This is a genomic window from Thermoleptolyngbya sp. M55_K2018_002 (genome assembly GCF_015295965.1).
Lineage (GTDB): Bacteria > Cyanobacteriota > Cyanobacteriia > Elainellales > Elainellaceae > Thermoleptolyngbya > Thermoleptolyngbya sichuanensis.
The window spans coordinates 1-11,709 of record NZ_DVEA01000102.1; the positions used below are offsets into that span (position 1 = coordinate 1).

At 56.9% G+C, this 11,709-nt stretch carries 9 protein-coding genes; 5 read left to right on the forward strand and 4 right to left on the reverse strand.

Annotated elements, in window-relative coordinates; all coding sequences use genetic code 11:
- The first annotated feature begins 99 nt into the window (after positions 1-99).
- The gene (gene sfsA, locus IGS51_RS05190) at positions 100-885 is read left to right on the forward strand and encodes a DNA/RNA nuclease SfsA (RefSeq protein ID WP_297076795.1); all 786 of its coding nucleotides are present in this window, start codon (positions 100-102) and stop codon (positions 883-885) included.
- 509 nt (positions 886-1,394) lie between these two features.
- Here the strand turns inward: sfsA and IGS51_RS05195 are convergent.
- Entirely contained in the window at positions 1,395-1,532 is a 138-nt protein-coding gene (locus tag IGS51_RS05195; protein ID WP_297076779.1) for a hypothetical protein, read from the reverse strand.
- A gap of 23 nt (positions 1,533-1,555) precedes the next feature.
- Here IGS51_RS05195 and IGS51_RS05200 point away from each other — a divergent pair, with 23 nt between their 5' ends.
- The 3 genes from IGS51_RS05200 (at position 1,556) to IGS51_RS05210 (ending at position 8,338) form a co-directional block, all read left to right on the forward strand.
- Positions 1,556-2,638, forward strand: coding sequence for a glycosyltransferase family 4 protein (locus IGS51_RS05200; RefSeq protein ID WP_297076781.1), 1,083 nt, complete (start codon positions 1,556-1,558; stop codon positions 2,636-2,638).
- A gap of 887 nt (positions 2,639-3,525) precedes the next feature.
- Positions 3,526-4,926 carry a glycosyltransferase gene (locus tag IGS51_RS05205; protein WP_297076784.1) on the forward strand — a complete coding sequence of 467 codons (1,401 nt, stop codon included), beginning with the start codon at positions 3,526-3,528 and terminating at the stop codon, positions 4,924-4,926.
- A gap of 1,147 nt (positions 4,927-6,073) precedes the next feature.
- Positions 6,074-8,338 carry an amylo-alpha-1,6-glucosidase gene (locus tag IGS51_RS05210; RefSeq protein WP_297076786.1) on the forward strand — a complete coding sequence of 755 codons (2,265 nt, stop codon included), beginning with the start codon at positions 6,074-6,076 and terminating at the stop codon, positions 8,336-8,338.
- A 3-nt stretch (positions 8,339-8,341) separates the two neighbouring features.
- On the opposite strand, the gene IGS51_RS05215 is transcribed toward IGS51_RS05210, so the two are convergent.
- Together IGS51_RS05215 and IGS51_RS05220 are read right to left on the reverse strand one after the other, a co-directional pair.
- Positions 8,342-9,121: an RDD family protein gene (locus IGS51_RS05215; protein WP_297076788.1), complete on the reverse strand. Its 780-nt coding sequence runs from the start codon at positions 9,119-9,121 to the stop codon at positions 8,342-8,344.
- Between the two features lie 6 nt (positions 9,122-9,127).
- The gene (locus IGS51_RS05220; protein WP_297076790.1) at positions 9,128-10,165 is read right to left on the reverse strand and encodes a hypothetical protein; all 1,038 of its coding nucleotides are present in this window, start codon (positions 10,163-10,165) and stop codon (positions 9,128-9,130) included.
- A gap of 166 nt (positions 10,166-10,331) precedes the next feature.
- Here IGS51_RS05220 and IGS51_RS05225 point away from each other — a divergent pair, with 166 nt between their 5' ends.
- The gene (locus IGS51_RS05225) at positions 10,332-11,285 is read left to right on the forward strand and encodes a stage II sporulation protein M (protein WP_297076791.1); all 954 of its coding nucleotides are present in this window, start codon (positions 10,332-10,334) and stop codon (positions 11,283-11,285) included.
- Between the two features lie 74 nt (positions 11,286-11,359).
- Here the strand turns inward: IGS51_RS05225 and IGS51_RS05230 are convergent.
- Positions 11,360-11,709: hypothetical protein (locus tag IGS51_RS05230; protein ID WP_297076793.1), on the reverse strand; the 350-nt coding region annotated here is incomplete at its 5' end.

The window sequence follows — 11,709 nt, forward strand, 5'->3', positions numbered from 1 at the left end:
GTAGCGCGCCTGCTTTGGGAGCAGGATGCCGCAGGTTCAAATCCTGTCATCCCGATTTCTCATTTTGAATGGAACTGCAAATCGCTAAAGGCGGGTAGTGTGCAAACGGACTGGATTTATCCCTATCCGCCTCTTCTGTCTGGCGTGTTGGTCAGGCGCTACAAGCGATTTTTCGCAGACATTGAGCTAGAGAGCGGCGAGATCGTTACAGCGCACTGCCCCAATACTGGGCCGATGACGGGGGTCAATTGCCCTGGCAGTCGCGTGATGGTGTCGCCTAGCAATAACCCGAAGCGATCGCTCGCCTATACCTGGGAACTGATCGAGGTAAACGACAACGGGCCAACGTGGGTGGGGGTGAATACGGCGCTGCCCAACCGCATCGTCCGCTCGGCGCTGGAAGCACGGCTGTTTCCACAACTGGGCAGCTATCAGCAGATTCGGGGCGAAGTGCCCTACGGACAGGATCAGAAAAGCCGGGTCGATTTTTTATTGACGGGGGCCGCTGATGGGCGACCCGTTTACATCGAGGTCAAAAACACCACCTGGGCGCTGGGCGACTTGGCGCTGTTTCCCGACACCGTGACAGAACGGGGGCAAAAGCACCTGCGAGAGTTGACGGCGCTGTTGCCCCAGGCGCGACCAGTAATGCTGTATTTCATTAATCGAGGCGACTGTACCCGGTTTTCGCCGGGCGATCGCGCTGATCCGGTCTATGGGCAACTGCTGCGGGGGGCGATCGCCCAGGGGTTAGAAGTGCTGCCCTGTCGATTCGAGATTTCGCCTGCGGGTATCCGCTATCTAGGGCTGGCTGAGCTTTGCCTTGAGACGACGCAACCCATAGAAGTTCAAACCCCCAAGAGCAAACGACGAAAAGCGCCATAACGCAGGGCGAAAAGAGAAAAATATCGAAGAATGGAACAGCGCAAAACGGTAGCAAATGACACGATTAATCGCCTCATTCGTATTTGTCATGATCACCGTCAGAATGCGCCAAGTCAGCCGGTTTCAGTCCAGTGCGATCGCCCAAAAGCCTCTTTGCAAGCAACTTTCAGAGATTTGGTTTCTATTAGAACAAAATGGAGGGCGATCGCCCGATTCGGATATCCGTATTTGCCGCAGTAGAGATATCCGCCTTGCCTCAAACATGAATATTTCTTAAATTCTGTTCTACGCCCCCAGGAACTTCTTAATCCTCCTTAGGGGGCGTAGATCTGCCGTATACATCTGATAAAGTTGCGACACAAGACGAGACATTATGTTGACCGTTAAAAGAAAACCATCCGCAGTTGTGGAAGTCCGATAAAGAGCAGAATTGTTGATTTCGCTGAAGCTCAAGATTCAGGGTCCCCTGCCTCTACTTGCCTCTATCAACTTTCGCGGAAAACGGTTTTTTAACTGGTATCACGCTGGCGGCCGATGCTGCCGACTCGCTTGCTTCCATCGCGCATTGCAGACACAAATTCCTGAGAATTCTTGCTAAATTCCTGCGAATTTCCTAGACCGAATAGCCCGATCAAACGGCTAGCCATGTTCGTGAAAGGAGAGACAAATCATGCGTATTGCACAAATTGCTCCGCTCTGGGAACGAGTGCCTCCTACCACCTATGGTGGAACAGAGCTGGTGGTGAGCTTGCTCACGGATGAATTAGTCCGGCGGGGGCATGAAGTGACCTTATTTGCTTCAGGAGATTCGATTACGCTGGCGAATCTGGAATCGGTTCATCCTCGTGCGCTGCGCCTCGACAACACGGTGAAAGAATACGGCATTTACGAAATGCTGGAACTGGCTCAGGTTTACGAACGGGCTGACGAATTCGATGTGATTCATTCCCATGTGGGCTGTGCTGCGCTGCCCTATGTAAATTTGGTCAAAACGCCAACCATCCACACGCTGCACGGCATTTTTACGCCAGACAATGAAAAGATGTTCACCTATGCCCGACGGCAGCCCTACGTGAGCATTTCCAACACGCAGCGGGAGCCGCGCTTGGGGCTAAACTACGTTGCCACCGTATATAACGGGATTGATGTAGACAGCCACAAGTTTCATCCCGTGCCGAGCGATCCCCCCTATCTGGCATTTTTGGGGCGGCTGTCGCCCGAAAAGGGAACCCATCACGCCATCGAAATTGCCAAGAGAACGGGCTATCCGCTGAAGATGGCAGGCAAGATCGACGTGGTGGATCGGGAATACTATGAGCAGCAGATTAAGCCCCACATCGATGGCGAACAGATCCAGTATCTTGGCGAGGCCAATCATCAGCAGAAAAATGCGCTGATGGGCGGGGCGATCGCCACGCTGTTCCCCATCACCTGGCGCGAGCCCTTTGGGCTGGTGATGGTGGAGTCAATGGCGGCGGGTACGCCCGTCGTGGCGATGGAACTGGGGTCCACGTCCGAAGTGATTGCTCACGGCAAGACGGGCTTTCTCTGCCATTCGGTGGAGGAGTGTGTGGCGGCGATCGCCCAGGTTCCGCAGATCGATCGTCGGGCCTGTCGAGATCATGTCCAGGCGAACTTCAGTGTGCAGCGCATGACCGATGGCTATGAGCAGGTCTATCGCCAACTGGTGGGCGATCGCACGTTGACCAGTCCGGCAATTTTCAGCCTGCCGCAGCCAAAGCTGGCCGGGTAACCCTTGACCAATAGCAGGGGTTATCGCAAGGGTTGAGGAGCGAACTCTTCCCTAGGATCGAAGCCTCAACCCTTCAAACGTGCGATGCTTTGAAGTTGCAACTCTTAATATCTGTAGCGCTGCCTACAGCGCATCTGTAGTGCCGCAGGGATGGCAGTCTATCCGGGTTGCCGCAGAGTTGGCTTCTAAGTCGCAAGATAAGGTTGACCCTGGTCAAGTCAGGCCCCAGCTTGAGTTCAGCCCATAATCAGCCCATAATTAGCCCAGAGTCAGCCCAGAGTCAGCACAAGGTACCAGCCGCCTGCATCGGGTTCTGGTTTTGTAAATTGCAGAGTCAGTTTTGTAAAGCGTCGTGCTTTCTTTGCACTTTAGTCCGGGAACGCAATTCCCGCGCTTGAAGTAGTCTGAGTTCCCCTGATGATGGCGCTTTAACTGTGATGGCGCTTTAACTGATAACGCTTTGACGTGTTTCCCTTCGCGCTACAGACATTTTGCCTTGCAGATGTATTGCAAGGTGATACGCCGACTCTAGGCGGTTCGTCCCTCGCGTGTTCCTGATTTTTTCGTTCACCCCTTCCGAGACATCGCTCATGTCGTGACCTAGCACACCGTTGGCGTACCTCTGCTCTATACAATGCCCCTGGAGAAAAATTTAAAAAGCGGCACGCTCGATACAGCGTTTAATCGCTCCACACGGCACAATATGGCAGTGTAAAGGAACCCTAACGAACATCACGGCTTATTTCAGGATTGTTAGCAGAATTGTTAGCGGTTCGCCGATGGTTCACTGGCGAGGTCAGTCCAACCGGACAGGAAGATCTTGTCCCAGCTAGAGGGTTGGCTCGGCTGCGGTGTCCGGTACGATATCCAAGTCTACGAGGTTAGCAATGTCCCAGACCCCTCCCGTATCCCAATCGCGTCATCCCAGGGCAACGTTTTCTGCTGGGCCCCAGCGGCAGGCGATCGCCCTCATCCTGGTTCACAATGATCCGGCGCTGGAATTTCAGCGCGAAGAAGCCAGCGGCAGCCGGGTATACGTGAATCAAATCAGCGAGGCGCTGGCCAAGCTTGGCTGGCAGGTGGATGTGTTTACCCGCAAGACGAATCCCGACGATCCAGCCATCGTGCAGCATTCGCCCCACCACCGCACGATTCGTCTGGTCGCTGGCCCGCAGGAGTTTATCCCGCGCGATCACCTGTTGGAGCATATGCCCGCCTTTGTCGAAGCTTTTCGCAAGTTTCAGACCAAGGACGGATTTCACTATCCGCTGGTGCATACCCACTACTGGCTCGCGGGCTGGGTGGGGCTGCAACTAAAGCAAGAGAGCAATATTCAACTGGTTCATACTTACCACTCCCTAGCGGCGGTTAAATACGCAGGCATGGCGCAAAAGCCGCTGGTTGCCGACCACCGCATGGCCGTAGAGCGGCATACGCTCGTCGGCGCGAACTGCGTCGTAGCAACCAGCCCCCAAGAGCAAGAAACCCTGCGGGAATTGGTGGCCACTCCCGGCAACGTGCAGGTGATTCCCGGTGGCACTGACTTGGACGTGTTCCACCAGATGTCGCGCAGCGATGCCCGCGCCCAGTTGGGTCTGTCGCCCTCGGAAAACGTGGTGCTGCATGTAGGACGGTTTGACCCGCGCAAGGGAATTGAGACACTGGTGCGAGCCTGTGCCCAAATCAAGCAAATGGATACCCTAGCAGGAGAACCGCTGCGGCTGCTGCTGGTGGGCGCGGCCGACGATGCCGAGAGCCTGGACGAGCGCGATCGCATCCAGTCACTTGTAGCCGAACTGGGGCTAAACGCCGTCACGGAGTTTGTCGGTCAGGTCGGACACGATCGCCTGCCGCTGTATTACACCGCCGCAGATGTGTGCGTAGTGCCCAGCCAGTTTGAACCCTTTGGGCTGGTGGCGCTGGAGGCGATGGCCTGCGGTACGCCCGTGGTCGCGTCGGATGTTGGCGGGCTGAAGTTTGCTGTCGTGCCGGAGGAAACGGGGCTGCTGGTGGCTCCACAGGATGTAGACGGCTTTGCGGGGGCGATCGCCCGCATTCTCAGCGACGACCTATGGGCCCACCGTCTGCGTCGTCAGGCCTCTCTGCGAGTCCAGCAAAACTTTAGCTGGAGCGCAGTGGCCGCTCGCCTCAGCGACCTCTATCGCAGGCTGCTGGCACAATCGCTCACGGGCGATCTGCTGTCGGTTCCGATGGCTCCAACCACCGCAGCCGCCCTCAGTTCACTGCCCGCCGAGCCGCTGGAGCAGCCGCTAGTGAACGTGTCTTAGCATACTGGTTGAAATGCCAGAACGTAGATAGGACGCGCAACAGCACTGGCTGCCTTCTGCGCTGGGCTGGCTGACCCATCTACGGGATCAAAGGAATCAAAAGGAGTGTAGGTGTGCCTGCGCTCCTTTTGAGTTTTTCGCGGGGACTAGCTGCTGCGAATACGGCGAAATTGTTATCTGCCCAAAGCTTCTCCTCAGCCTGAGTCGTGCTGCTGCATTTTTGATAATCTGAATTTTTTATAAAATCTGAGCAGCATTCACAGGATTCAAGCCTGCCAAACAGACGTAATTGAAAAGTCTTGAAACTGCTATTAAATTAAGTTGAAATATTGCTACAACTCATCGCTTCAAAATCTTTTATTGAGGATTTAGCTTAACTTTAAAAAAGTCATGGCACACTAAAACGAGTGCCTATCGCTACTTGGTATTGTCTAGCTTGGTATTGTCTAGCTTGGTATTGTCTAGCTTGGTAGGGTCTGACTTGGTAGGGTCTGAACGGTGAAGGTTTGGCAAGCGTCCCTTCAGTAGGACTTGCCGAAGTATCTTCGTACCAGATCTAGCGCAGCATCGGGTGAAACTTTTCAGATTGCACTGCTAAGTTTGAACCGTTTCGGTCAGACCTTACTTATTTGTTAAGCTTGCCCATTTGCCGATCACGAACGGTGATCACAAATGGTGATGGACTTGAGAGCAAAACACACTCTCAAATTCGTAACATCTGCCATCATCACACAACGCTTTTGCCCAGTTCCAATCTGGGTTAAAAGCGCTTCAAATCGGATTTGAGATGATTTTCTCAAAGTATTTGCAAGTGCATTGAATCGCTACTGGCTACGACTAAAAGTGACTCCTGAAAGCGTGTGACGACGAGTGCATCCCACTTTTGTAACCCTCACCCTAAATCCCTCTCCCGCTCTGGGAGAGGGACTTTGAATCCAGCCTCCCTTCTCCCGTTTTGGGAGAAGGGGTTGGGGGATGAGGACGAGTTTGCATAACTGGGATGCCCCCGTGACGACTATGCCTGAGATGACCTTAGTTCCTCCGAATTCAGGGGAATTTAGGGAAATCTAACCCCGAAGGTTCTGTCTTTCAGACCGGTTTCCTAACCTTGATCCATCGCCCTTAAACCCTGATTTCTCCAGAGACTATGCCCGACCTGATTGAACTTGATGGACGTACCTTTGTGCCCGCAAATCAAGCACCTGTGGCGGAGTGGACCTGTGTGACGAGCGATCGCCCCCAGCCGACGCTCACACTCAAAGACGATGACCTGTTTCTGATTATCGATACGCTGGGCAACATTTCGGGACGGCTGGACGATAGCACCGTCGCCAGCCTAGGCCTATTTTGCCGAGATACACGGTTTCTCAGCCGTCTGGAACTGCAAATCGAGGGGCGATCGCCTGTATTGCTGAGCAGCAATGCCACCAAGGGATTCGCCTTTTCTGCCCTCTGCACCAACCCGCTGATCGACGACACCCTGCCCGCCGACACCCTCGGCATTGAGCGTGAAATCGTGCTGAATGGCGGTCTGTTTGAAGAATTGACGCTGACTAACTACAGCACGATGCCTGTGCGTTTTGAAATGAGCCTCAGCTTTGATGCCGATTTTCTGGATTTGTTTGAAATTCGCGGCTTTCAGCGGGGCGATCGCGGGCAACTGCTGCGCCGGGTGATGCCGCCGACCGGGTTTGGCGATGCCGACAGCAACGGACAGCCCCGCTTTGCCCATAACTCTGTCCCTGACCCGACGGAACTAACGCTGGCCTATCAGGGGCGCGACGGCGTGTTGACGGAATCGCACATCCAGTTTTTGCATCAGCGCCCCAGTTTCCTTAAGGGCTACACCGCCCTCTGGTATGTAGACCTAGCCTCTCACCAGACCATGAAGGTGGGCTATCGACTAGAAATGCGGATGAATGGGCGCTTGGTGTCTACAGTCAGCCCGCCGACGACGCTGGTGCAGGCAAAGGCCGCCGAGCAACTGGAGGAAACCGAATGGCACGCCGCCACGACGCGCATCCGCACCGACAACAAAGACATCAACCAGATTTTGGAGCGGGCGGAGCAAGACATCTACCTGCTGCGGCAGACCTTTGAGCAGGGCAAGGCGCTGTCGGCGGGCGTACCCTGGTTTTCTACGCTGTTTGGGCGTGATTCCATCATTGCGGCGATGCAAACGCTGATCCTCGACCCGGCGATCGCCCGCGAAACCCTGACCGTCTTGGCGCATTATCAGGGCAAAGCCGACGATGGCTGGCGCGACGAAGCCCCCGGCAAAATTCTCCACGAGCTGCGCTTTGGGGAACTAGCCCGCTGCCAGGAGATTCCCCACACGCCCTACTACGGCACAGTAGACGCGACCCCGCTATGGCTGCTGCTCTATGCCGACTATTATGCCTGGACGCACGACCGCGACACGCTGGATCGTCTCTGGCCCAATGCCCTGGCCGCAATGGAGTGGATCGACCAGTCCTGCCGCGAAACGGGCTATCTCAGCTACAATCGGCGATCGCGCAAAGGCCTACCCAACCAAGGCTGGAAAGACTCCGACACCTGCATCGTCGATCGGCATGGCCAAATGGCGCAGGGAGCGATCGCCCTGTGCGAAGTGCAGGCCTATGTGTATGCCGCAAAGCTCCGCCTCAGCGACATTGCTCGGCTCTACAAACGGTTTGACCTAGCGGATCGCTGGCAGGCCGAAGCGCAGGATCTCAAAATCCGGTTCAACCGAGACTTTTGGGTAGACGACCTGGATTTTTGTGCGCTGGCGCTGGATGGGGATGGCAAGCCCGTGGACAGCATTACGTCTAATCCTGGCCACTGCCTGGGGTTGGGGATCTTTGACCCAGAAAAAGCCCGCAGCGTAGCGGAACGGCTGCAAGCGCCCGACCTGTTTAGCGGCTGGGGCATCCGCACCCTCAGCAGCCTGTCGCCTGCCTACAACCCGATGGGCTATCATATCGGCTCGGTCTGGCCCCACGACAACGGACTGATTGCCCTGGGACTGCGATCGCTCGGATTTACCGATGCCGCACTAGAAATTGCCCAAGGACTGCTGGACATGACGCTGCAACAGCCCTACTGTCGCCCGCCAGAACTGTTCTGTGGCTACGAGCGCACCCCCGGCACAGCCCCGGTGCAATATCCCGTCGCCTGTTCACCCCAAGCCTGGGCCACGGGCACGATGTTTCATCTGGTGCAACTGATGATCAACCCCGTGCCCAATGCCCCCGCCAACCACCTGCGAATTCTCGACCCGGTGCTGCCCGACTCGATCCACCACCTGTCGCTGCAAAACCTGCGCGTAGGCAGCACCCTACTCGACCTGGCGTTTGAGCGCGTCGGCAATACAACGGGCTGCCGCGTCGTGAAAAAACGGGGGAATTTGCGCGTGGTGATCGAGGCGTAGGGTCTATGCCTGAACGACCGCCAAGTACACCGCTTCCAGAAACTCATCCGAGGTCAACCCGTCGGGAATGGCTTCTAGCTGAATGCGCGATCGCACTTGGCGGGCAAGCGTCAGGCTGAGGTCGTGGCGGGCTTTGCGGGTCAGGTCCTTGCGGCGGTCGAGGTATTCACGAATGACCGCGAGGTCGTCGGGGTGCAGGTTCCGCAGGTTGGCCAGCGTGGGCAAATGGGCAACAAGCTGCTGAGTGCGGTCGGAAAGGGCCAGGCTGGGCTTGGCGCGGCGACCTGTTTCCTGCACCACGATGGTTCCAGCGACCCAATCGCCGATGCGCTTTTCTCGTTTGCTAAACAGGATGAACAGCGCCCCGATGAAGAAAAAGTCGTCGATAGGGCGCAAGAGCGATCGCAGCGCCGCTTGCGTCAGTCCAATGGGGCGGCCGTCGTCGCGGATGACGCGAATTTTAGCGAAGCGCTTGCCCGGCGTTTGTCCCTGGCGATAGACCTCAAAGCCGATGAAATAGCCCGCATAGATGGCAAACGTGCCCAGGATGAACACCGCCAGCAGCCAAGGCGGCACCGCGCTAAAGTCGCCCTCCCGCTGGAGCAAATAGCTCATCAACTGAGTTGACAAAAAAATCCAGAGGATCGAGAAACCCAGCAGCGACAACGCCACAATGTGATAGTCAATCAGCAGCGCCAGCGCCCGGTTGCCGATGCCCGCCAGCGAAAACTCTAGCTCCACGCTTTCGGGCGTATGCAGATTGACCCGGTTAAAAAAGCGCATAGAGCCTCATCGAGGGGGGGCGGAGTCCTGAACATCGGTAGAGCCAAAGTCCCCATTGTCGAGTTCGGGATTGCTCAGTTGCAGCCCCAGCCCCTCTCGGCGACGGCGCAAATCGTAGTAAATGGTGGCTTTGATCGACTGCCAGAGCGGTAGGGTAAAAATGCCCAGCAGCAGGCTAATCAGGAAGCTACTGCCAAACGTGAGCAGGCCATAGAGGGGAGAATTTTCGGGATAGATGCGGACGATCGCTTCTTGGGCAATGCCTAGCACAATCTGAATCACAAATTGCAGCGGGATTGTGGCGATCCACGTCACCAGCAAAATCAGGAAAATTCGCCCGACGTTTTTATGGGTCAATTCCCAACTGCGCCCTAGCGACTGGGTTGCCTTCAGTCCTGGCTCCACTGCCAGCGGCAGATCGGGCACCGAGAATCGGATGCTAAACCAGGTCAGCATCCAAATCAGCAGTCCGACGATTCCCAAAAAGACCAGAAACGCCAGGAGAATCAGTCCCGGGTTCACCAGCGCTGCCGACTGGGGATTGAGCAAAAAGTCTGTGCCGCCGACAAACACAAGCATAACGACGACCACTACGGCTGCCACGATGTAAAACAGCAGCGATACTGCGGCTCCCAGCAAAAACAGCAGCACATAGACCCACAAAAACTGCCACTGGCGGGCGCGGGTATAGCGACAGGCCGATTCGATGCTCTCCGGCTGTTGGGTCAGATCGCCAAAGCCCAGACGGGCGATCGCCGCCGATAGCGAGTAGGATCGGGCTGAGCAAAACACCATCAGCACCACCCACGCCGGAATCACCAGCCCCAGGGTGGCGAAGTAGCGCTGCGTCGTGGCATAAAACAGACCCAGGGCGATCGCCAACATAATGGGCAGCAAAACCCATAGCGTAGATCGGGTGGCCAACCACAAATAGGGCTTGAGCTTGGCTCCATACAGCCGAAAGCCAACGTTTACCGCGTTGCCGACGGTAAGCGGCTGGGTTAGGTCAGGAGAGTTTGGGCCGGAGCTAGGGCTGAGGGTCATAAAATCGAACGAGGCTGGCAAGCAGCCCACCAGAGCGCAAAGGACTGATGCTATCGTAGTCTACGCATCGGCAGAGTTTCACCCTTTTGCAATTTCCTGAAATCTAAGATGCGTTCTCCAACGGACGTTTTGCCCGCTCCGGCTCCCTCCCCTCGCTGACCCCAACATGGACATTCGCCGCTGGACTGCCCGCCGAGAATCAAGCTGGAACGACCTCGACCGTCTGCTGCAACAGGCGGAACGGCGCGGGCTAAAGTCGCTGACGGCGGCGGAAATTCATCAGCTTGCCAGCCTTTATCGAGCCGTGTCGGGCGATCTGGCCCGCGCCCAGCAGATCAGCCCCCGCCTGACCCAAGAACTGCAATCCTTGACCACACGCGGCTATGCCCAGGTCTATCAAGGGCTGCGGCGGCAGGAGTGGGAGGCGGTGCGCCAGTTTTACCAATCGGGGTTTCCGGCGGTGGTGCAGCAGTGCGCGGGATACATCGTGCTGGCAACGGCCGTGTTTGTGCTGGCGGCCCTGGTCGCCTGGTGGTACTCCTGGCGCGATCCAAGCTTTATCGAACTGATGGTGCCTAGCTCCATTATTCGCCAGGTGCGCGATCGCCAGGAGCTTTGGATGGGGTCGATCGTCGGCGTGGAACCCTACGCCGCCAGCAATATCATGGTGAACAATCTGAAGGTCTCCTTTGCGGCGGCGGCGGGCGGCATCACGGCAGGATTGGCGACGGTCTACATTCTGCTGCTAAACGGGATCAATATCGGGGCGATCGCTGCGCTGGTGGGGCAAAACAATCTTGCCTTCCCCTTTTGGGCCTTTGTCTTTCCCCACGGAGCGCTAGAACTGCCCGCCATTTTTCTAGCAGGGGGCGCAGGGCTGCTGCTGGCTCGTGCCCTCCTCTTTCCGGGGCCGATGCGCCGCGTCGATGCGCTCAAGCGCTACGGCACCCAGGCCGCCCAGTTGATGTACGGCGTGGTTCCGCTGTTGGTCATCGCGGGCATTATCGAAGGCTTCTTTTCTCCCAACCCCGCTGTGCCCGACCTGCTCAAGTATGTCGCTGGCATGGGGCTATTTGCCGCACTGGTTGGGTATTGCAGCCGCAAGAGCAGGCGAGCGTGATGGGGCGCGGAAGCCAGCGCTCCTAATCCTTCCAGCCTCCCACTCATGCCAGCCTGCCGCCGCGTTTCCCTCTCCTACCACGCCGCCTCGTCCAGCAGCATCTCCAGCGCCTGTTCCACGTTGCTCCAGGCATCGTCGAGCGAGTCCGACAGGTCTGGATTGAGCGATCGCAGATCATCCGCCAGTCCCAGCAGTTCTTCGCCAATTTGCGTCAGGCGACCTTCGGCGATCGCCCGGGCCTGCTGCTGGCGTTTCAGACTGCGGACGCGGCGGGCCGACTCAGGCTTCTGCGGCTGCGGAATGTACAGGCTGTCCGATAGCTCCTCCGACTCAGCAGCAATCCCTGCGGCAGACGACGGAGGTGGAGAAGACTGAGGGGCGATCGCCCCGCCAATCTCATTGGGAGGAATGCTGCTTCGATGGG